This window comes from Pseudomonas bubulae, assembly GCF_900618535.1.
Taxonomy (GTDB): Bacteria; Pseudomonadota; Gammaproteobacteria; order Pseudomonadales; family Pseudomonadaceae; genus Aquipseudomonas; species Aquipseudomonas bubulae.
On the sequence record NZ_UYJA01000002.1, the window covers coordinates 235,673 to 258,047 of the forward strand.

Sequence of the window (22,375 nt, forward strand, 5' to 3'; positions counted from 1 at the left end):
TGGCAAGCAGAAGCGTCCGTGGGTTTTACAGGTGGCGGTGATTTTACTTTTTTTTACCGAAGATTACCTGATGGGTTTATTGCCGCTGCGCAGGTCAGGCCTACAACAGGCCTGACTTGGCCGCCATGACCACCGCGGAGGTTTTGTTGTTGGCCCCCAGTTTTTTCATGGCGCTGCTGATGTGAAAGTTCACGGTACGGGTGCTCAGGCCCAGAATCATGCCGATGTCGGAAGCGATTTTACCTTCGGCAGTCCATTTCAATATCTCCAGCTCGCGACAAGACAGGCGGATGATATGAATCTCCAGCCGGTGATGAAGGTGGCAGCGCTCGAGCATGGCACTGTGCAGTTGGTTGCAGAGCCACAACACATTGGCAGCCTTATCTGAAAACTCGTCCTCGGTGACTGGCGTGCTTTTTCTGGCGAGGCTCAACATGCTCACAGCGCCATTGGGGTCGTGTACCGATTGCGACCAGCCATAGGTCAGCCCGCAGTTTTGCGTGGCTCTCCACTGGTCAGGCGTCTCACGAAAGACATCAGAACTCCAGATAATGGGCAGGATCGATAACTGGCAGTGGGTCAGCAGAGGGTTTTTTTGCGAGAGGTGACCTATTTCATATCTATCGACATAGTCATTTGGATGGTTTGTAATTACTTTGCTATTCGTTGTGATGTTTCCAAGGCGAGGAATCATTCGAAAGAAGAAAAAGTCAAAGCCGTATTCTTCTATTCGTTTGAGTGTGTTTGAACAGAGTTCAGCCTCGCTTATGCAAGAAAGGTAATGGTTTTTACTGATTGAATGATGTGCGGTCATAAGGCGCTCCTGCGGCCCGGCAGTAAGTAAGCGGTGTTGTGAGATGGCCCGTTAAGAAGATTTTAGGTGCTGTTTCGAATAATGCTAATTATTCGAAAGTAGGGGTTGGTATGTGAAAACTTTGTTAGTTGTAGATGTGGGTGCTCATGTAATAACAGCATCTAATTATACGTTTTCGGGTGTTTCTATATAGCAGTTGCGTGGGGTTAACGGCACCGGATCCAAAAGCTCAATGCAAAGCTATCTTTCCGGCTGCAGTCCGGGCGGTGTTTGCGATGCGGCTGGATGCCGTAAAGCCATCACAAACCATCGGTTTTTCTCAGGCCCTCTTTGCGCGACACTAGGGCATTCGCCATTGGAGTGCCCCATGACTGCCACTGCAGAAAAATTCACCCAACAGACGCTTCTCGACGTCACACCGCTGACGCCCAGCCTGTTCACGTTGCGTACCACACGTGATCCGGGTTTTCGCTTTCGCGCAGGGCAATTCGCCAGGCTGGGGGTGACCAAGGCCGATGGCAGCACGGTGTGGCGCGCCTATTCAATGGTCTCTTCCCCCCATGACGAGTTTCTGGAGTTCTTTTCGATCGTGGTGCCAGGCGGGGAATTTACCAGTGAGCTCAGTCGCCTGGAAGTGGGTGACACCTTGTTGGTGGAGCGTCAGGCCTACGGCTTCCTGACTCTTGACCGCTTTGTCGACGGTCGTGACCTGTGGCTGTTGGCAACCGGCACTGGCATCGCGCCTTTCCTCTCGATCCTGCAGGATTTTGAGGTGTGGGAAAAGTTCGAGCGCATCGTGCTGGTTTACAGTGCCCGCCATGCCTGCGAAATGGCCTATCAGGAACTGATCGCCGGGTTATGCAGCCGTGAATACCTGGCCGACTATGCGCACAAATTTATCTACATACCGGTGGTTACCCGGGAGCAGGTACCCGGTGCATTGAACGGGCGCATTACTGCATTGATCGAAAATGGCGAACTTGAACACGCCGCAGGTATTGAATTGAGCAGTGAGCACTCACGGGCCATGTTGTGCGGTAATCCGCAAATGATCGATGACACGCGCAAGTTGCTCAAGGCACGGGACATGCAGTTGAGTCTGAGCCGCCGGCCAGGTCAAGTTGCTGTTGAGAACTATTGGTAGTTGTTTTGTATTGTGTGTGACATGAAAAAACAAAGGCGCCCCTGAGGGCGCCGTTGTTTTTATTGAGCACTTATGGCCGGTTATTTTGAACTTTGAGCAAGTCGCGAATTTCGCCCAGTAGTTCCTCTTCTTTAGAGGGCAGCGGTGGTACGCTCGGAGCGACCGCCTCTTCGCGTTTCAGGCGGTTGATTGCCTTTACACCCATAAAGATAGCGAACGCGACGATGATAAAGTCGATCACGCTCTGGATGAATTTGCCGTAGGCCACAACCACTGCTGGCGCATCGCCAACGGCGGCTTTCAGCGTAATGGCCAGGTCACTGAAGTCGACTCCGCCAATCAGCAACCCCAGTGGTGGCATGACCACGTCCCCCACAAAGGACGAAACGATTTTGCCGAATGCCGCGCCGATAATGATACCGACGGCCATATCGACCACGTTCCCTTTGACCGCGAAGGCCTTGAACTCACTTATCACGCCCATAGGTTATTCCTTGTTACAGATGAGGTTGGTGGGTGCAGTGTAAATCAGCATGGCTGATCTTGCCCGTACAGCTGTTTGCGGGTAAGCAATCGACCCGTTTGGCCGTGAGAAGTTTTCTATTGGCTTTCACTACGCGATTGAGTGGCGCAATACCAGACCTTTTTCTCAATGGCCGGCTTGAGACCTTTCTATTTAGAGTTTGCGTTGCATGCCTCTAGCCTTTGGTCAGCGCTCCATTGCGCAACCAATAACCAGAGGACTTACGCATGACCACCCCCCTAGGCTTCGGCGCGCTTTCACAGCGCCGCCTGCTGTGTGTATTAAGCGCCAGCCTGCTGTCGGTTACAGCCCAGGCCGCCACACTGACCCGTGACAACGGTGCCGCTGTCGGTGACAACCAGAACTCCCAGACGGCAGGGGCCAATGGTCCGGTTCTGCTGCAAGACGTGCAGCTGCTGCAAAAGCTGCAGCGTTTTGATCGCGAGCGTATCCCGGAGCGAGTTGTTCACGCTCGTGGCACAGGCGCACACGGCACGTTTACAGTCACCAATGACTTGAGCGACCTGACCAAGGCCAAAGTATTTGCCAAAGGTGAAACCACCCCGGTATTTGTGCGTTTCTCGGCCGTGGTACACAGCGCCCACTCACCAGAAACCCTGCGTGACCCACGGGGTTTTGCCACCAAGTTCTACACCGCGGACGGCAACTGGGACCTGGTGGGTAACAACTTCCCCACCTTCTTTATCCGTGATGCGATCTAGTTCCCGGACATGGTTCACGCCTTCAAGCCTGACCCGCGTACCAACCTGGATGACGACTCGCGCCGTTTCGACTTCTTCTCTCACGTACCGGAAGCCACACGCACCCTGACCGAGCTGTACTCCAACGCGGGTACCCCCGCCAGTTACCGGGAAATGGATGGTAACGGTGTACACGCCTACAAACTGGTCAATGCCAAGGGGGACGTGCGCTATGTGAAGTTTCACTGGAAGAGCCTGCAGGGGTTGAAAAACCTTGATCCGAAACAAGTGACGCAGGTTCAGGGCCAAGACTACAGCCACATGACCAACGATCTGGTTACGCATATCAATAAGGGTGACTTCCCCAAGTGGGACTTGTATGTGCAGGTCCTCAAGCCTGAAGACTTGAAATCCTTTGATTTCGACCCGCTGGATGCCACCAAGATCTGGCCTAACGTGGCTGAGCGAAAAGTCGGGCAAATGGTCCTGAACCGCAACCCGGCCAATGTCTTCCAGGAAACCGAGCAGGTCGCCATGGCCCCGGCCAACCTGGTGCCAGGTATCGAGCCTTCCGAAGACCGTCTGTTGCAGGGCCGGGTGTTTTCTTATGCCGATACGCAGATGTACCGCCTGGGTGCCAATGCCATGCAATTGCCGATCAACGCCCCCCGGGTCGCGGTAAACAATGGCAACCAGGACGGCGCGATGAACCTGGGCCACACCACGTCGGGGGTGAACTACCAGCCAAGCCGCTTGATGCCGCGTGAAGAGCCGCAAGCTGCGCGCTACAGCGAAATGCCATTGGCGGGTACTACCCAGCAAGCGAAGATTCAGCGTGAGCAGAACTTCAAGCAGGCCGGTGATCTTTACCGTTCATTCAGCCAGAAAGAGCGTCAGGATTTGATTGAAAGCTTCGGTGGTTCGCTGGCAACTACAGACGATGAAAGCAAGCACATCATCCTGTCGTTCCTTTACAAGGCCGACCCTGAGTACGGCACTGGCGTAGCCAAAGTGGCCAAGGGCGATCTGAGTCGGGTCAAGGCGCTGGCTGCCAAGCTGGCGGATTAACCCGCAGCCCTCACCCCGATCCTCTCCCTTTTGGAGGGTCGGGGTGAGGGCTTTTGATTCAGGAGAGAAGCATGCGAACGTTTATTTCCCTGGCCTTGCTGTTTTTCAGCGGCCTGAGCCTGGCCGATGGGGCCGACACCCGGGGCCAGCTTCAGGATTACTTTTTTGATGCCGCCCGTCGTGGCGATGTGCCAATGCTCGAGACCTTTATCGAATCCGGCTACACCCTCGATATTCAAGACAGCAAAGGCTATACCGCGCTGATTCTGGCTGCCTATAACGGCCAGCCCAAGGCGGTGGAGCATTTGCTCAAGGCAGGCGCCAATGCCTGCGTGCAGGACAAACGCGGTAACACGGCCCTGATGGGGGCGATTTTCAAGGGTGAACTCAAGATTGCCCACCGCCTGATGGCAGCCGACTGCAACCCTGATCAGCGCAATGGTGCAGGGCAGACGGCGGCCATGTATGCAGGCCTGTTCCAGCGGGTCGAGTTGCTCAAGGATTTATCCCGCAAAGGGGCTGACCTGAATGCCGTAGATGCATCGGGCAACAGTGCCGCTCGGCTGGCCAATGGCGAAATCCGCATGCCCGTAGCGCGCTGACCAAAGCCTAGTGGGCTATCATCGCGGTTTTTCCGTGGAGTTCAGATGGCCAAGCCCAAGCGCATTTACGGCTGCACCGAGTGCGGCGCAACTTTCCCCAAGTGGGCCGGGCAGTGCGGCGAGTGCGGCGTCTGGAACACCCTGGTGGAAACCATCGTTGAAAGCGGGGCTGCGGCGCCGCCCAGCGGCCGTACCGGCTGGACCGGACAACAGGCCCAGCTCAAGACCCTGGCTGAAGTCAGCATCGAGGAACTGCCGCGCTTCTCCACCGCTTCTGGCGAGCTGGATCGGGTGCTTGGCGGCGGTCTGGTGGATGGCTCGGTGGTGTTGATTGGTGGCGATCCGGGGATCGGCAAATCCACCATCCTGCTGCAAACCTTGTGTCAGATGGCTACACGCATGCCTGCGTTGTACGTCACTGGCGAGGAGTCCCAGCAGCAAGTGGCCATGCGCGCCCGGCGCCTGGGGCTGCCGCAGGATCAGCTCAAGGTGATGACCGAAACCTGCATTGAAAGCATCATCGCCACTGCCAAGCTGGAAAAGCCCAAGGTCATGGTCATCGACTCGATTCAGACCATCTTTACCGAGCAACTGCAATCGGCCCCCGGCGGCGTGTCGCAAGTGCGTGAAAGTGCGGCCTTGCTGGTGCGTTATGCCAAGTCCAGCGGCACGGCGATTTTCCTGGTGGGCCATGTGACCAAAGAAGGCGCATTGGCCGGGCCGCGGGTGCTGGAGCATATGGTGGATACCGTACTGTATTTCGAGGGTGAATCCGACGGGCGGCTGCGCTTGCTGCGGGCAGTGAAAAACCGTTTTGGCGCGGTCAACGAGCTGGGCGTATTCGGTATGACCGACAAAGGCCTGAAGGAAGTTTCCAACCCTTCCGCAATTTTCCTTACCCGCGCCCAGGAAGAAGTCCCTGGCAGTGTGGTGATGGCCACCTGGGAAGGGACTCGCCCGATGCTGGTGGAGGTGCAGGCGCTGGTGGACGACAGCCATATGTCCAACCCGCGGCGGGTGACCCTGGGCCTGGACCAGAATCGTCTGGCCATGTTATTGGCCGTATTGCATCGACACGGCGGTATTCCAACCCACGATCAGGATGTTTTCCTGAACGTGGTGGGCGGGGTCAAGGTGCTGGAAACCGCATCGGACCTGGCGCTCATGGCCGCCGTGATGTCCAGCCTGCGTAATCGTCCGTTGCCCCATGATCTGCTGGTGTTCGGTGAAGTCGGCCTGTCGGGTGAGGTGCGCCCTGTGCCAAGCGGCCAGGAGCGGCTCAAGGAAGCGGCCAAGCACGGTTTCAAGCGCGCCATCGTGCCCAAGGGCAATGCGCCCAAGGAGTCGCCGCCGGGGCTGAAAGTCATTGGCGTTACCCGTCTGGAACAGGCGTTGGATGCGTTGTTCGAATAAGCGTTCAAAGGTGTAAAAAATCTGCAAGGGTTGGGCGCGGTATCGGGCTGACAGCCTGGGACAGACAGCGGCGTTGCACGGAAAAAATGTGCAGCACCGCCTGCCAAAAAACCGCAAAAGAAGGCTCTAGACCAATGTTGGGGGCTGGTCTTTAAAGCCAGTAGCGCTAAACTCCGGGTGCAGTCTTTCTTGTCCAACTGGCCGGAATTAAAAAAATGAATAATAAAAATAGCCTGCTCCGCCACATCCCGTGGCTGGTGCTGGCAATTGTAGGAGCCTGCGCCCTTGGCGTAGTGGCATTGCGCCGGGGCGAGGCGATCAACGCCTTGTGGATTGTTGTGGCAGCTGTTGCCATTTATCTGGTTGCTTACCGTTATTACAGCCTGTTTATCGCCACCAAGGTGATGCAACTGGACTCCAGCCGCGCAACACCTGCGGTGCTCAACAACGACGGTCTGGACTATGTGCCGACCAACAAACACATTCTCTTTGGTCACCACTTTGCCGCCATTGCTGGCGCTGGCCCTCTGGTCGGGCCGGTATTGGCCGCGCAAATGGGTTACCTGCCGGGCACACTCTGGCTGATCGCCGGCGTGGTACTGGCCGGTGCGGTGCAGGACTTCATGGTCCTGTTCATGTCCACCCGCCGCAACGGTCGCTCCCTGGGCGACATGGTGCGCGAGGAAATGGGCAAGATCCCGGGCACCATCGCGCTGTTTGGCTGCTTCCTGATCATGATCATCATCCTCGCGGTGCTGGCGCTGATCGTGGTCAAGGCCCTGGCCGAGAGCCCGTGGGGCATGTTCACGGTGATGGCGACCATCCCGATCGCGATGTTCATGGGCATTTACATGCGCTACATCCGCCCGGGCCGCATCGGTGAAATCTCCATCGTCGGTGTGCTGCTGCTACTTGGCTCCATCTGGCTGGGGGGCCAGATTGCGGCGAGCCCCGAGTGGGCGCCGGTGTTCACCTTTACCGGTACGCAAATCACCTGGATGCTCATCGGCTACGGCTTTGTTGCGGCGGTTCTGCCGGTATGGCTGGTACTGGCACCTCGTGACTATCTGTCGACCTTCCTCAAGATCGGCACTATCGTTGCGCTGGCCATCGGCATCCTGGTCACCATGCCCGAGCTGAAAATGCCCGCGCTGACCCAGTTCACCGACGGCACCGGCCCGGTCTGGAAAGGCGGCCTGTTCCCGTTCCTGTTCATCACCATTGCCTGCGGTGCGGTATCGGGCTTCCATGCGCTGATTTCTTCGGGTACTACGCCAAAACTGCTGGATAACGAAAGCAACGCCCGTTATATCGGTTACGGCGGTATGCTGATGGAGTCCTTCGTGGCCATTATGGCGATGGTTGCTGCTTCGGTGATCGAGCCGGGTGTGTACTTCGCCATGAACAGCCCGGCAGCGATTGTCGGCGGTGACGTGGTTACCGTTGCGCAAAACATCACCAACTGGGGCTTTGCCATTACCCCGGATGCGTTGACCGCGCTGGCCAAGGACATCGGTGAAACCACCGTCCTGGCACGTGCCGGCGGTGCACCGACCCTGGCGGTGGGTATCGCGCAGATCCTGCACAACGTGTTGCCGGGTGAAAACACTATGGCGTTCTGGTATCACTTCGCCATTTTGTTTGAAGCCCTGTTTATCCTGACCGCAGTTGACGCCGGTACCCGTGCCGGTCGCTTTATGCTTCAAGACTTGCTGGGCAGCTTTGTGCCTGCACTCAAACGTACCGAGTCCTGGGGCGCCAACTTGCTGGCCACCGGCCTGTGTGTGGCGATGTGGGGCTACCTGCTGTATCAGGGCGTGATCGATCCACTGGGCGGCATCAACACCCTGTGGCCGCTGTTCGGTATCTCCAATCAGATGCTGGCGGGTATCGCGCTGATGCTGGCAACCGTTGTGCTGATCAAAATGAAGCGCCAGCGCTACATTTGGGTGACCATGCTGCCAGCCGTCTGGCTGCTGATCTGCACCACCGTGGCAGGCTTTATCAAGCTGTTCGACGCCAACCCGGCAGTGGGCTTCCTGTCCCTGGCCAACAAATACAGCACTGCGCTGGAAGCCGGCCAGGTGATTGCCCCGGCGAAAAACATCGACCAGATGCAACATGTGATCATCAACGCCTACACCAACGCCGGTCTGACCGTGCTGTTTCTGTTCGTGGTGTTCAGCATTCTGTTCTTTGCGATCAAAGTGGGTGTCGCTGCATGGGGCAGCAAAGAACGTACGGATAAAGAGTCGCCGTACCAAGCCATGCCAGATGCTTGATAGAGGGTTGCAACCATGTTCAATGACCTGAGTCGCCTCGGTAAATACCTCGGTCAGGCCGCACGCCTGATGGTCGGCATGCCCGACTACGACAACTACGTCGAGCATATGCAAACCAAGCACCCGGACAAGCCGGTGATGAGCTACGAGGCGTTCTTTCGTGAACGCCAGGAAGCGCGTTACGGCGGCAAGGGCGGGCCCAAGTGTTGTTAACCCGTCAGGGCTGAGCTGTATCTGACTGTGGGAGCGGGCTTGCTCGCGATAAGAGCGGCGCGGTGTGTCAGTGACACCGTGTCGCCTGAATCGCGAGCGAGGCCGCTCCCACATTTGTTTTTGCGTTATGTTTAAGGAGGCACTGCATGACCTCTCCAATCCCCGTCACCATTCTCAGCGGCTTCTTGGGGGCCGGTAAAACCACCTTGTTGCGTTATTTGCTCAAGGCAGAACACGGCCTGAAAATCGCCGTGATCGAAAACGAATTCAGCGATGCCGGGATCGACACCCAACTGTTGGGGGACGAGCCGGTGCAAGTCATGACCCTGGCCAATGGCTGTGTGTGCTGCACCATCCACACCGACCTGACCAAGGCGCTGTACCTGCTGCTTGAGCGTCTGGACAATGGCGAAATTGCCTTCGACCGCCTGGTGATCGAGTGCACCGGCCTGGCCGACCCGGCACCGGTGGCGCAAACCTTTTTTATCGATGAAGAGCTGCGCGAGCGTTATCTGCTGGACGGCATTATTACCCTGGTGGATGCAGCCCACGCCGATGTGCATTTGAGTCAGACCATTGCCCAGGCGCAGATCGGTTTTGCTGACCGCTTACTGGTGAGCAAGCGCGATCTGGTGGATGACGCCACCTTTGATGCCTTGAGCGAGCGTTTGACCCGTATCAACCGCCGGGCGCCGATCCGCGTGGTTGAGCACGGCAAGATCGATCTGGCCGAATTACTGGATGTGCGCGGGTTTAACCTCAACGCAGACTTGGGGGGTGGCCTGAGCTTGCGCCCGGTACAGCCTGCGGCCTCTATCGACCGTATCTCCAGTCTGGTGCTACGCACCGATAAGCCGCTGGATATCGACAGCCTTAGCGCCTTCATGAACGAGCTGCTGGAAGAGCACGGCAAGCAATTGCTGCGCTACAAAGGCGTGCTGAGCATTGCCGGTGAAGATCGCAGACTGGTGTTTCAGGGGGTGCTCAAGTTGTATGGCTTTGATTGGGACACCGAGTGGGCCGAAGGTGAAGCCCGTGAAAGTGTGATGGTGTTTATTGCCGATGATTTGCCAGAGGCCAAGATTCGCGAGGGTTTTGCCCGGCTTGGGGTTTGAGTGATAGCTGACCCTCTCCCTCCGGGAGAGGGTCAGGGGCTTTTGATTTTTTTGTCTTACTGCAATAACAGCTATTTCGCACAACTTCACGGTTGTAAAATCAATAGGGCACATTTCTTTCAATAATATTTAAAAGAAATACCATTTTTTTATGTTCGGCTGTTTCACCAAGATAGTAATGAGGTGAGCCTTTGGCTTTTCTTACGCCGATATACTTGTTGTTATGGGTTTTAAGTGTGATGAGGGTATGGGCTTCACTCAAGTTCCTCTCTGTCACTGTTCGGTTGTTTTGATCGAGTAGTGTGAAGGCAAGTGGATGCTTTAGTGTCGGACTTCTCGCATAGAGTATATCCATATGGTTCATGGCCAGCCGGTGCCGGTCATACTGGCCAGGGTGTTTGATATGTATTTCATAGCCCTTGGCGGTATGCCGGAAATAAAGCTTGAGCGTAGCCTTGATCCCGCCTGTGGCGTGGGCTTGAATGCCCAAGGCTGCGGAGTCGTCCCTCAACTGGGGTTTGCCGGAGAAGACACCGCCACTGCCCAGCAAGTCAGTTACTATGACCGATTGGCCATGAAGAGCCCCTAAAAGATAAAGGTTATGGTTCGGTATATGCAAGGTGGCGATAAAGGAGTGTTGCGAATCGTTAGTCATTGTCTGAACTCTGCAGTTGATAAGAATGCATAAATTCAGACTAGGCTGTTATTGTTCGGGGGGAGCGGCCAAGTGTTTCAAAATAACAGATGCAATAAAAAGCCCGGCTTGAAAGCCGGGCTTTTTATTCAGCTATTTGCGATCAGTTGCCGTATACCGGCAGCTTGGCGCAGATGGCTTTGACTTTCTCGCGAACGGCGTCGATAACGGCTTCGTTGTTGATATCTGCCAGGATGTCGCAGATCCAGCCAGCCAGCTCACGGCACTCTTCAACTTTGAAGCCGCGAGTGGTGACAGCTGGAGTACCGAAACGCAGACCCGAAGTGACGAACGGGGAGCGTGGATCGTTTGGTACGGAGTTTTTGTTTACGGTGATAAAGGCTTTGCCCAGAGCAGCGTCGGCGTCTTTACCGGAGATTTCCTGCTTGATCAGCGACAGCAGGAACAGGTGGTTTTCAGTACCGCCCGAAACCACGTCAAAACCGCGTTCGATAAATACCGAAGCCATGGCCTGAGCGTTTTTTACCACTTGTTGCTGGTAAGCCTTGAACTCTGGTTGCAGAGCTTCTTTGAAGCACACGGCCTTGGCCGCGATAACGTGCTCCAGCGGGCCGCCTTGCGAACCCGGGAAAACAGCCGAGTTCAGCTTTTTCTCGATGTCGGCGTTGGCCTTGGCCAGGATCAGGCCACCACGTGGACCGCGCAGGGTCTTGTGGGTAGTGGTGGTCACTACGTCAGCGAATGGAACCGGGTTCGGGTAAACGCCAGCAGCCACCAGACCGGCTACGTGTGCCATGTCCACGAACAGGTAGGCGCCAACCTTGTCAGCGATGGCACGGAAACGTGGGAAGTCCAGAACCTGCGAGTAGGCAGAGAAGCCAGCCACGATCATTTTTGGCTTGTGCTCAACGGCCAGGCGCTCAACTTCGTCGTAGTCGATCAGGCCATTGGCGTCGATGCCGTACTGGATGGCGTTGTACAGCTTGCCCGAAGACGAAACGCTGGCACCGTGGGTCAGGTGACCGCCGTGAGCCAGGCTCATGCCCAGGATGGTGTCGCCAGCCGACAGCAGGGCCAGGTAAACGGCGCTGTTGGCCTGGGAACCGGCGTGCGGTTGAACGTTGGCGTAATCGGCGCCGAACAGTTCTTTTGCACGGTCGATAGCCAGTTGCTCTACCACGTCTACGTATTCGCAGCCGCCGTAGTAGCGCTTGCCAGGGTAGCCTTCGGCGTATTTGTTGGTCAGAACCGAGCCTTGAGCTTCCATCACCGCTGGGCTGGTGTAGTTTTCCGAAGCGATCAGCTCAATATGTTCTTCCTGGCGCTGAGCTTCTTGCTCCATGGCGGCAAAAAGGTCGGCGTCGAACTTGGCAAGTGTCAAATCACGGCTGAACATGGCGGTCCTCAAGGATCGGGGGCAGAAAAGGAGGGCATTCTAACTCAATGGGTTTTATCTGGCATATGAATGCGATTCACGGTGAGCAACTATGAGCTTCAAGCTTGTAGATCCGCGCTTGCCGCTTGCAGTTGCTCCACCAATTGGCCCGCCGGCATCGGTCGCCCGAACAGATAGCCTTGCACTTCGTCGCAACCGTGTTCACGCAAGAAATCCAGCTGCTCGTGGGTCTCTACACCTTCGGCGATTACCGCAAGGTTCAGGCTGTGGGCCATGGCGATAATGGCCCTGGCGATTTGCGCGTCCTGCTCGCCGGAGGGCAGGCCGTCGACAAAGGTACGGTCGATTTTCAGTACGTCGATGGGGAATTGCTTGAGGTAGTTGAGCGACGAATAACCGGTGCCAAAGTCGTCCACGGCAATGCTCAGGCCGAGGTTTTTCAGGCTGGCCAGGATATGCAGCGCTTCGCTGACCTCGCGCATGAGGATGCTTTCGGTCAGCTCAAGCTCCAGGCAGGCCGGGGACAGGCCGGTTTCCTTGAGGATATTGGCAATGCGCGTACCCAACTGGCCGTCGGAGAACTGGCGCGCCGATATGTTGACCGAGACTTTGGGCACGCGAACCTTGGCCTGATGCCAGAGCTTGAGCTGGCGACAGGCCTCGGCCAGCACCCAGTCGCCGACTTCGACCACCAGTCCCAGTTCTTCGAGTACCGGGATAAAGTCGCCGGGTGGCACCAGCCCGCGCCTTGAGTGATTCCAGCGCAACAGTGCCTCAACGCCGGTCAGACGTTTGCCGTCGCCGCTGAACTGCGGCTGGTAATAAAGAATGAATTCCTGCTGCTCCAGGGCATGACGCAGGTCGCTTTCCAGTTCAAGGCGCTCAAGAGCGCTGGCGTTCATGTCTGCCTGGTAGAACTGGAAGTTGTTTTTGCCGCGCTCCTTGGCGTGATACATCGCGGTATCGGCGTTTTTCATCAACTGGCTGAGTTCGTTGCCGTCTTGCGGGCTCAAGGCAATACCAATACTGGCAGTTACAAAGAACTCGCGGCTTTCGAGTACAAAGGGCTTTACCAGACTGGCGAGGATCTGTTCGGCCACATTGATAGCGCGGTTCAAGGCCTTCTGACGGGTGGTGCGAGGCTGCAGAAGCAGGGTGAACTCGTCACCGCCCATGCGCGCCACAGTATCGTCGTCACCCACACAGGCAAGCAGGCGGATGGCCATGTCCTTGAGCATGCGGTCGCCGGCTGCGTGGCCCAGGGAGTCGTTGATCGGTTTGAAGCGGTCGAGGTCAAGAAACATCAGCACCACCCACGACTTGTTGCGCTCGGCCTGTTGCAGCGCGGTGTGCAGACGGTCCTGGAACAGGGTGCGATTGGGCAGGTGAGTCAGGGCGTCGTAGTAGGCCAGGCGGTGGATTCGCTGTTCGCTGGCCTTGCGCTCGCTGATATCACTGAAGAAGCACACATAGCTGGCCAGATCGCCTTCATCATCGAGCACTGCCGTGATGCCGACCCAGGCCGGGTAGTGTTCGCCGTTCAGGCGCTTGAGCCAGACTTCACCCTCCCATGTGCCGTGCAAATGCAGTTGCTTGAGCACATAGGCGAGGTGTGCGCGTTGTTGGTCATCGACAGTGAACATGCTTGGTAGCTGGTCGAGGACTTGTGCGACGGCGTAACCGCTGACCCGGCTGAAAGCCTCGTTGGCTTGCACGATATAGCCTGCAGGGTCGGTAATAAGGATGGCCGAGGTGGAGTGTTCAAAAACCGTGGCGGCCATGCGCAGGTCTTTTTCGGCACGGCGTTGCTGGCTCATGTCGCGACCAACACCCAGAATGCCTTCAAAACCGTCGTCTTCATCCCATACCAGCACCAAACGCAGTTCGATGGGCACCTTGTGCCCGTCAGCGCGCAGGCAGTCGAACAGAAACAGCTGGGTTTGTACCTGGGCACGCAAAGCCGACAGTTGCTGGGGCTTGTGCAGTGCGCCACGGATACGCTCGATCAGGTTGTAGATACCCTCCAGCTGTTGCGGCGTGGCAATAATAGACTGCCAGCCATTGTCGAATACCCATTGTGCGTCATAGCCCAGTACAGTCTGTATGGAGGGGCTGAGGTAGTTCATGCGCAGCGAGCTGTCAGTGGAGAAAATCACGTCGCTGATGCTTTCGGCCAGCATCCGGTAGCGTTGCTCGCTGTCGCGCAATGACTCGCTGGCTTCGATCTGGTCGGTGATGTCCTTGGCCACCCCTACAATTCGCGAGACTTGATCACCGGTATGACGGGCAAAGGCTTGCTCACGGATGTCAAAGCGCCGCCAGGTGCCCTGCTGATGGCGAAACCGCAGTTGGCATTGCATCAGTTGCTTGTAGCCGTTTTCCTGCTGCTCTTTGCGCAACTGGTGATAGCGCTCGGCGTCTTCAGGGTGCAACAGCAACTCCCAGAAGTAAGCGCCCATTTCCTGCAGTTCAACAGCGCTATAGCCCAGGGTCTGGCCAAGGTGATGGTTGCTGAAAATGATCCGCTGGCTGATTACATTTTGTACATATAGATGGTCGGGAACGGTTCGCACCACATCGGACCAGAAGCTTTCGCGCTCTTGCAGGGACAGTTCGATCAACTTGCGGCTGGTGATATCACTGATGCTCAAAATGACTGCATGGTAGTCCTGCTGATCCACAGGCAGACGCAGCACCAGCCATAAGTGCTGGTCGCGACCGCTGGCATCGGTCAGTTTTATTTCCAGCTCAAGCTGTTGCTGCTGGTCGAGCACGGCCTCGACGACCTGATAGCCAATGGCTGAACTGCTCAGCGGGCAGCCGTTGATCAGCTTGTGCCAGGCACCTTCTCCTGAATCGACCTCCAGCAGTTGCATGGCTACCTGGTTGACTTCGGTGATGCGCAGTTGCTCGAATAACTGGCGACGATGTTCCGGATGATCGCTGAGCCAATGCTTGAGGGCATCAGTGTCATGGAGTTTTTCGCGCTCAAGAAACCCTGGCAGGCTGGACAGGTCGAGCACGCAGAGGGCGACCCCGGTGCCTTCAAAAATATCGTGGTAACGCCGGCGGCCTTCATGCACCTGGCGCTGGCGGCGGCGCATGTTCAACAGCGCCATAATGGGCAGCAACGAAAACACCAAGCCGAGCAGGCATTTGCCGATCAGTCCGGGCAGCAGCTGCTCGATTGCCTGGCGGTCATTGAACAGCCCGCGCAGTTGCCAGTCGCTGTGGCTGATAGCTGCCAGCAGTACGGTGTCGTCTTCATCGCGCTGGCTCAGGGCCGAGGGGGGCGAGACGTTTTTATCCGCGCGGCTGAGTACCTTGCGGGTCTGGCTGTTTTCCACCAGCCACTGCGGCCGGTTGCTGCTGTTGGCGTTCTGATGCGTGAGGTTTTGCAGCAGGTCCGGGCTCATGCGCAGCAGCCAGTAGCCGTCGATGGCGCCGCTGGGCTGGCGCAGCAACAGGTAGATGATGCTGGCATCACTGTTGTTGCTGAAGTAGTAACCTTCAGTGCGGTTGCGCGACGGGCTGCGTTTGACCCAGTCGGCCAGATACGCAGCGTCGGGGCTGGTCCCGGTACTGTCGAGCAACACTTCGCCGGCTGGACTGAGCAGGGCCAGGCTTTGCAGGGATGGCAAGGACTGGCCCAGTTGCTTGACCAGCGCCTGTTGCTGGCGCTGGTTTCTTGGCGACTTGTCTACGGGCAGCAGATTGAGCGCGGTTTCGGCCCGCAAGGCCATGCTCAGGCCGATATGGTCGGCCAGGTCGGCGCTGTAGTTGATGCTGGTCTGGCGCTCTTGCTGCAGGGTTTCCTGAAACTGCTCGACCAACAGCCAGAACAGCATCGCCAGCAGCAGTAAAACCAGGGTCGCCAATGCACTTTTCAACGTTCCGCGCACAGGTGTCCCGAGTAATTGGCTGGACGCTTTGACACGAGTGGGCGGGGTGACATTGGGCAACTTGTGATCCTGCGATTTGGCGGCAATGGCGCGAGGCCCCCTAAAGGCGCCAAGCATGCCTTGGGTTGTGGCAAAGTGCCAGTCCTCTGGTCTGCGCTGGTTTGCCCTGCATCACGCATTCAGGTAGATTCTGGGGTCTACATTTGTGCTTTTTCTGCGAGCAGGCATTGATCTCGATCAGTCCCTGACTTTCTGCTATGGCCTGATCCGGGCATTGCTCGCGCCTTATTCACCCGTCACTGACCCTAGGTTATCCATGGCTCAATACGTTTTCACCATGCATCGGCTGAGCAAAGTTGTTCCGCCGAAGCGGGAAATCCTGAAAAACATCTCCCTGTCGTTTTTCCCGGGGGCCAAAATCGGCGTACTCGGCTTGAACGGTTCGGGTAAATCCACCCTGTTGAAAATCATGGCAGGCGTTGACACCGAGTTCGACGGCGAAGCCCGTCCGATGCCGGACCTGAACATCGGTTACCTGCCGCAGGAACCGCAGCTGGATCCGAGCAAAACCGTACGCGAAGTGGTTGAAGAAGCCGTTAGCGTGATCAAGGACGCTCAGGCGCGTCTTGATCAAGTGTATGCCGAATATGCCGACCCTGATGCCGACTTCGACAAGCTGGCCGCAGAACAGGCCAAGCTCGAAGCGATCCTGCAAGCAAGCGACGGGCACAACCTTGAGCGCCAGCTGGAAGTTGCAGCCGATGCGCTGCGCCTGCCAGCCTGGGATGCCAAGGTAGAGCACCTGTCGGGTGGTGAGAAGCGCCGTGTTGCCCTTTGTCGCCTGCTGCTGTCGGCCCCGGACATGCTGCTGCTCGATGAACCGACCAACCACCTGGATGCCGATTCGGTCGCCTGGCTGGAGCACTTCCTGCACGACTTCCCGGGTACCGTGGTTGCGATTACGCACGACCGTTACTTCCTGGACAACGTAGCGGGCTGGATTCTGGAGCTTGACCGCGGTGCGGGCATTCCTTACGAGGGCAACTATTCGGGCTGGCTGGAAGCCAAGTCCGATCGTCTGGCCCAGGAATCCAAGCAGCAGTCGGCCCATGAAAAGGCCATGAAAGACGAGCTGGAATGGGTTCGCAAAGGTGCCAAGGCGCGTCAGTCCAAGTCCAAGGCCCGTCTGCAACGTTTCGAAGAACTGCAGTCGCAGGAATTCCAGAAGCGCAGCGAAACCAACGAAATCTACATCCCGGCCGGTCCGCGCCTGGGTGACAAGGTTATCGAGTTCAAGAACGTCTCCAAGGGTTACGGCGATCGCGTGCTGATCGACAACCTGTCGTTCGCCATGCCCAAAGGCGCCATCGTTGGCGTGATCGGTGGTAACGGTGCCGGTAAATCGACCCTGTTCCGCATGCTGATGGGCAAGGAACAGCCGGATTCGGGCAGCATCGAAATCGGTGAAACCGTGCAACTGGCGTGCGTTGACCAGAGCCGTGACGACCTGGATGGCAGCAAGACGGTGTTCCAGGCGATTTCTGACGGTTCCGATGTGATCCGTATTGGTAACTATGAAATCCCGTCGCGTACCTATGTAGGTCGTTTCAACTTCAAAGGTGGCGATCAGCAGAAGTTCGTCAAGGATCTGTCCGGTGGTGAGCGTGGTCGCCTGCACCTGGCCCTGACCTTGAAAGAGGGCGCCAACGTGCTGCTGCTCGACGAACCGTCCAACGACCTTGACGTTGAGACATTGCGTTCGCTTGAAGAAGCACTGCTGGACTTCCCTGGCGCCGCCATTGTGATCTCTCACGATCGGTGGTTCCTTGACCGCGTCGCGACTCACATCCTGGCGTACGAAGACGACTCGCAGGCGATCTTCTTCGAAGGTAACTACACCGAGTACGAAGCTGACCGTAAAAAGCGCCTCGGCGAAGCGGCTACCCTGCCGCACCGTGTGCGTCACAAAAAACTGGCCCAGTAAGGGCGGTTTGCATCACAGAACGGCGCCTTCGGGCGCCGTTTTTTTTGCGCATCACAAACCTTGCCCGCTCCCACAATGGGATTTTGGCGTTTATAAGTTGGTGCGAAACTGGGTACAAGAAGTATTTTTTTGGTGCGCAAAAGCCCGATAAATCGGTGCTATTTATATAAATGCACCATTTAAATTCATAACTGCGACATTTTGCGCTGTCGCGGTGCCACATGAATTGATAAAGTTCCGGTCAATCTCCGTTTAACGACAATAAATTTGCCGAGACTTACCATGATCGAATCCGTCGACCAGTTCCTTGCCCGCCTGAAAAAACGTGACCCGGACCAACCAGAATTCCACCAGGCAGTGGAAGAGGTCCTTCGCAGTCTGTGGCCGTTTCTTGAAGCCAATCCGCATTATCTGACTTCAGGGATTCTTGAGCGCATTTGCGAACCAGAGCGTGCGATCGTGTTCCGCGTTTCGTGGGTAGATGACGAAGGCAAAGTGCGGGTTAACCGCGGCTTCCGTATCCAGATGAACAGCGCCATTGGTCCGTACAAGGGCGGTCTGCGTTTTCATCCGTCGGTGAATCTGGGCGTCCTCAAGTTTCTGGCCTTTGAGCAAACCTTCAAGAACTCCCTGACCTCCTTGCCCATGGGCGGCGGCAAGGGCGGTTCGGACTTCAACCCCAAGGGCAAGAGCGACGCCGAAGTCATGCGTTTCTGCCAGGCCTTTATGAGCGAGCTGTATCGCCATATCGGTTCGGATGTTGATGTGCCAGCAGGCGACATCGGTGTCGGCGCCCGCGAAATCGGCTTTATGTTTGGTCAGTACAAGCGCCTGAGCAACCAGTTCACCTCCGTATTGACCGGCAAAGGCATGAGCTACGGTGGCAGTCTGATCCGTCCTGAAGCTACCGGCTTTGGTTGTGTGTACTTCGCCCAGGAAATGCTCAAGCGCAGCGGCCAGCGCATCGACGGCAAGCGCGTGGCGATTTCGGGCTCGGGTAACGTGGCGCAATACGCCGCGCGCAAGGTCATGGACCTGGGCGGCAAGGTTATTTCGCTGTCGGATTCCGAAGGCACGCTGTATTGCGAAGCCGGTTTGAGCGAAGAGCAGTGGGAAGCGCTCATGGAACTGAAAAACGTCAAGCGCGGCCGTATCAGCGAGTTGGCGGGGCAGTTCGGGGTTGAATTCCTGGCAGGGCAGCACCCGTGGAGCCTGGCGTGTGATATCGCGCTGCCATGCGCTACCCAGAATGAACTGGACGCTGAAGCGGCCCGTACGTTGCTGGCCAATGGCTGCGTGTGCGTGGCTGAAGGTGCGAACATGCCGACCACCCTGGAAGCGGTCGATCTGTTTATCGAAGCAGGTATTTTGTTTGCACCGGGCAAGGCATCCAACGCCGGTGGCGTGGCGGTGAGCGGGCTGGAAATGTCGCAAAACGCCATGCGTCTGCTGTGGACGGCCGGCGAAGTGGACAGCAAGTTGCACAACATCATGCAGTCGATCCACCACGCTTGCGTGCACTACGGCGAGGAAAACGGGCGGATCAACTACGTAAAAGGCGCGAACATTGCCGGTTTCGTCAAAGTTGCCGACGCAATGCTGGCGCAGGGCGTGGTGTAACCCCATCCTGTGGGAGCGGGCAAGCCCGCTCCCACATTGGGGCTGTCTATTTTGCAAGCGTCTTGTGTTCAGCCAGTTCCTGTTCGATAAAGGCCGCGATCATGGCGCGGTAGACGCTTTCAGTGACGTCCGGGTTGGCGCCCAGCTCATCGGCCAACGTCCGCACTTTGCCAATCACCTGCTCAACCCGCTGCGGCGCCCTGACCGCATCGCTGTCTTTTTTAAACCGCGCCGCCTGCGATACGTAAGCCCCGCGCTCGGCGATCAGGCCGACAATCTGGCGATCCAGCCCGTCGATTTTCTCGCGCACCTGCTCGAGGGAATCACAATTAACAACCATGTCTTGAAAACTCCTTAGTAGTGATACCACTTCAGCTCCAGCATCACTTCGTTGATAGGGGTGGTCAGTTTGCTGAACTCACGCTGTGCGCTCAGGCGCAGACCAAGATTTCGCGAAACTTCCCATTGCTGATTAAGGCTCAGGCTACGACGGACTTCACCGTTGGTGAAGTAGTCGCCCTTGGCTTCCAGGCTCAGGTTGCCCACCGGGTTACGCCAAAGAAGCCCGGTATTGAAGCCCGCTGCCGGTGATACAAACGCCGCGAAGTCGTTGTTGTGCTCGATGCGTACCGTACCGAGAGCGAAACCGAGCATATTGTCCGCCAATTGCCAGGTGCCGCCTGCACCGCCATTGACATGACTGACCAGGTTTTCGTCGCCATGTTTGCCGAGTACCCGTTCCAGCCCGCCGCCCACTTGCCATGACCAGGGTTGCAGCAGGTCATTGCGCGGGGTCAGGGAGCGGATATTGGCCAGGTCCAGTTGTTGCACTTGCCACTTGTTGCCTTCGTACTGGCGCAGTTTCAGTTGCAGAATTTCAATCTGCGCGCCCAGGGGAAAGCCCGGTGCGTTGTCGTTGAGGTCGTGGTAAGCCATGCGCAGGCCATATTCGGCAAAGGCCTTGTCGTCACGGCTACCGGCGCCCAGCTGCCAGGTACGCGACTCGTGGCCGTTTTCAGGCAGTTCGGGTTTGTCGACTTGCAGTTCTGGCGCGGGGTTCTGATTGATCGCCCGTAGCAGTTCGAAACTGCGCTGCGAGCGTGCAGGATCGCGCTCAAGGCCATTGGCCCGGTACCGTTCAAGCCGGTAAGCCGCGTCGATAATCAGCGCCTGGCGCGCTTTGGGCAGAGCCTTGAAGGCCGGGGTTTGCAATTGGGCCTGATCGGCGCTGACCTGCAATACCCATTGCTGCTCTTCTGGATCGAGGGCCTTGGCCCGGTCCAGCAGCTCCCGTTCGCGGGACGGGCGGTACTCGATACTTTCAACCAGTCCGGCTTCCTTGACCGCTTTCACGGTGTCGGTGGGGATCGCGGTCAGCGGAAACTGGGTGGTCAGTTGCAGGCCCGGGCGGGCCACTTGCAGCAGCTCCAGCAGGCGGTAGGAGCAGTTTTCGTCAAAGAAGAAATAGTCGAACTGGATCTGTTTGAGTTCCCACACATGTTCAACCATGCGTTGGGTTTCTTCGGGTGTCAGATTAAGGCGGTATTCCCACAGGTCGCGGTTTTCAAGGCTCCGGTACTCCGAGAGTTTCTCTTGATAGGGCACCAGGGCGAACAGGCCCGGATAGCCACCGGCCAAGCCCTTCCAGGCGTACAGGATGCTGTTGTCGGAACCTTCGATATAGGCACCGAAGTTGATCGCGTAGCTGAGCAGGGCGGTCTTGTTGTCCTGCACATCGGCCTGGTCGATGCGTAACAGGGTATGGCCGAACATGGAGGACGGGCTGTTGAGGTAGGCCGCCGGGAAAATCATCACCGTGCTGTGGGGTGCCACGTCCTTGAACCATTGGCTGAACTCTGCGCATTCGGCCTTGGGCAGATCGGTCAGATTCAGTTGGGCCTTGAGCCAGCGGGTACGGGCCGGGTACACGCACTGCGGGTGTTTGTCGCCCAGGCTCAAGGGCGCATACAACGCCTCAACCGTGGCACGCAGTTCGGCATCAGGGTGATGGGCACCCTCGGCGGCGAGAAAGAATTTGTCGTCGCTGACATAGCTTCGCCAGCCGCTCAGCTTGCCGGCTTCGTAGTGCCCCAGCGAAATCCAGAAAGGGTCGTTGGCCAACTGTTGCACACGTTGATCGTCGATATGGGGTGCGGCATACAGCGGGGCGCAGGCACAGAGCGCCAGATAGGCAAGGCGTTTGAGCATGTTCGGCAACTGTTGTCAGACGAAGAGAAGTGAAGCAGGAGAATACCCGCTCCGAGAGGAGCGGGCGGGTCTCATTTACTTACGCAGCGGTGGCGTATTTGGCCAGGCGTGCATCGCCCTTGAGGATGGCCAGAGTATTGCTGTGTACGTCTTCAGCCGTGACATCGGCTTTGCTGAAGATTTGCTGGAAGTGCTCGTGGGTGACGGCGGCGAAATGCTCGCGGTCTTCAGGGGCGACGCCCAGTACCACAGCGTAGGTGGTCAGTGCTTCGCCATTGCCTTTGGCCATGTCTTCGGACAGCTCGTTCATCATGCCATTCATGGCAATCCACGATTTGCCGCCGTAAGTCAGGGCGTCCTTGGTGGTACAGCCGTTGGTGCCGGAGGTCATGCCGAAGGTGGCGTTGCCGGACGTGCCGTTTGTGGTGGATGCCAGGAAGTGGGCAGGAGTGCCGCGCTGGCCTTCAAACAGCATGTTGCCCCAACCGCAGTTAGGGCCGCCCGGTGCCTGGGCCATGGCGTTGAGGGAAACAACTGTAAAGAGAGTACCAAGAAGAATCCGTTTCATAAGCTTTGTTCTCTATAGGTATGCAACCAATGGACAAGGGTTTCTGGCCCTGAAGCGCCAGTACGGGCCGGTTATACCGTCCAGCCGCGTAACAGCTTGGAGTCTAGGCACGATCGGGGGGTTCCGTGGCTTTTTGTAAAACAATCGCTGTTGCTGCACATTTTTGG

Annotated in this window: 16 protein-coding genes and 1 pseudogene; 9 read left to right on the top strand and 8 right to left on the bottom strand. The window is 57.2% G+C overall.

What is annotated here, in order from left to right; translation table 11 throughout:
* Nucleotides 1-100 precede the first annotated feature (100 nt).
* Nucleotides 101-814, bottom strand: a complete 714-nt coding sequence (locus PPTH39_RS07735; protein ID WP_130871835.1) for an autoinducer binding domain-containing protein — start codon at nt 812-814, stop codon at nt 101-103.
* A 367-nt stretch (nt 815-1,181) separates the two neighbouring features.
* On the opposite strand from PPTH39_RS07735, the gene PPTH39_RS07740 reads away from it, so the two are divergent.
* The gene (locus PPTH39_RS07740) at nt 1,182-1,958 is read left to right on the top strand and encodes a ferredoxin--NADP reductase (RefSeq protein ID WP_094999367.1); all 777 of its coding nucleotides are present in this window, start codon (nt 1,182-1,184) and stop codon (nt 1,956-1,958) included.
* Nucleotides 1,959-2,028: 70 nt separating this feature from the next.
* On the opposite strand, the gene mscL is transcribed toward PPTH39_RS07740, so the two are convergent.
* Nucleotides 2,029-2,442 carry a large-conductance mechanosensitive channel protein MscL gene (mscL, locus tag PPTH39_RS07745; RefSeq protein ID WP_094999366.1) on the bottom strand — a complete coding sequence of 138 codons (414 nt, stop codon included), beginning with the start codon at nt 2,440-2,442 and terminating at the stop codon, nt 2,029-2,031.
* Between the two features lie 266 nt (nt 2,443-2,708).
* Here mscL and katB point away from each other — a divergent pair.
* The 6 genes and pseudogenes from katB (at nt 2,709) to yjiA (ending at nt 9,875) form a co-directional block, all read left to right on the top strand.
* Nucleotides 2,709-4,250 (top strand): annotated as a pseudogene (gene katB, locus PPTH39_RS07750) (catalase KatB).
* A gap of 71 nt (nt 4,251-4,321) precedes the next feature.
* Nucleotides 4,322-4,852, top strand: coding sequence for an ankyrin repeat domain-containing protein (locus PPTH39_RS07755; RefSeq protein WP_095018386.1), 531 nt, complete (start codon nt 4,322-4,324; stop codon nt 4,850-4,852).
* Nucleotides 4,853-4,897: 45 nt separating this feature from the next.
* The gene (gene radA / locus PPTH39_RS07760) at nt 4,898-6,265 is read left to right on the top strand and encodes a DNA repair protein RadA (protein ID WP_083369766.1); all 1,368 of its coding nucleotides are present in this window, start codon (nt 4,898-4,900) and stop codon (nt 6,263-6,265) included.
* A 215-nt stretch (nt 6,266-6,480) separates the two neighbouring features.
* Nucleotides 6,481-8,547, top strand: coding sequence for a carbon starvation CstA family protein (locus PPTH39_RS07765; RefSeq protein ID WP_094999363.1), 2,067 nt, complete (start codon nt 6,481-6,483; stop codon nt 8,545-8,547).
* Between the two features lie 15 nt (nt 8,548-8,562).
* A complete protein-coding gene (locus PPTH39_RS07770; RefSeq protein ID WP_007937254.1) occupies nt 8,563-8,760 on the top strand; it encodes a YbdD/YjiX family protein in 198 nt (65 codons plus the stop codon).
* 146 nt (nt 8,761-8,906) lie between these two features.
* Complete coding sequence (gene yjiA / locus PPTH39_RS07775) at nt 8,907-9,875, top strand: GTPase (protein WP_094999362.1); 969 nt, start codon at nt 8,907-8,909, stop codon at nt 9,873-9,875.
* A gap of 100 nt (nt 9,876-9,975) precedes the next feature.
* Here yjiA and PPTH39_RS07780 read toward each other — a convergent pair whose 3' ends face one another.
* The 3 genes from PPTH39_RS07780 to PPTH39_RS07790 form a co-directional block, all read right to left on the bottom strand.
* Complete coding sequence (locus PPTH39_RS07780) at nt 9,976-10,530, bottom strand: hypothetical protein (protein WP_130871836.1); 555 nt, start codon at nt 10,528-10,530, stop codon at nt 9,976-9,978.
* Nucleotides 10,531-10,672: 142 nt separating this feature from the next.
* Nucleotides 10,673-11,926 (bottom strand): serine hydroxymethyltransferase, encoded by a 1,254-nt coding sequence (gene glyA, locus PPTH39_RS07785; protein ID WP_088378929.1) that lies wholly within the window; start codon nt 11,924-11,926, stop codon nt 10,673-10,675.
* Between the two features lie 98 nt (nt 11,927-12,024).
* Nucleotides 12,025-15,888, bottom strand: a complete 3,864-nt coding sequence (locus PPTH39_RS07790; RefSeq protein ID WP_130871837.1) for a bifunctional diguanylate cyclase/phosphodiesterase — start codon at nt 15,886-15,888, stop codon at nt 12,025-12,027.
* A 256-nt stretch (nt 15,889-16,144) separates the two neighbouring features.
* Here PPTH39_RS07790 and ettA point away from each other — a divergent pair, with 256 nt between their 5' ends.
* Together ettA and gdhA are read left to right on the top strand one after the other, a co-directional pair.
* Nucleotides 16,145-17,812 carry an energy-dependent translational throttle protein EttA gene (gene ettA / locus PPTH39_RS07795; protein ID WP_094999360.1) on the top strand — a complete coding sequence of 556 codons (1,668 nt, stop codon included), beginning with the start codon at nt 16,145-16,147 and terminating at the stop codon, nt 17,810-17,812.
* 282 nt (nt 17,813-18,094) lie between these two features.
* On the top strand, nt 18,095-19,432 hold the full coding sequence (gene gdhA, locus PPTH39_RS07800; protein ID WP_094999359.1) for an NADP-specific glutamate dehydrogenase: 1,338 nt from the start codon (nt 18,095-18,097) through the stop codon (nt 19,430-19,432).
* Nucleotides 19,433-19,478: 46 nt separating this feature from the next.
* On the opposite strand, the gene PPTH39_RS07805 is transcribed toward gdhA, so the two are convergent.
* From PPTH39_RS07805 to PPTH39_RS07815, 3 genes are all read right to left on the bottom strand, one after another.
* Nucleotides 19,479-19,772 (bottom strand): chorismate mutase, encoded by a 294-nt coding sequence (locus PPTH39_RS07805; protein ID WP_095018382.1) that lies wholly within the window; start codon nt 19,770-19,772, stop codon nt 19,479-19,481.
* A 14-nt stretch (nt 19,773-19,786) separates the two neighbouring features.
* The gene (locus tag PPTH39_RS07810; protein ID WP_094999357.1) at nt 19,787-21,640 is read right to left on the bottom strand and encodes an Lnb N-terminal periplasmic domain-containing protein; all 1,854 of its coding nucleotides are present in this window, start codon (nt 21,638-21,640) and stop codon (nt 19,787-19,789) included.
* 79 nt (nt 21,641-21,719) lie between these two features.
* Nucleotides 21,720-22,208, bottom strand: coding sequence for a DUF3015 domain-containing protein (locus PPTH39_RS07815; protein WP_029611228.1), 489 nt, complete (start codon nt 22,206-22,208; stop codon nt 21,720-21,722).
* Between the last annotated feature and the right edge of the window lie 167 nt (nt 22,209-22,375).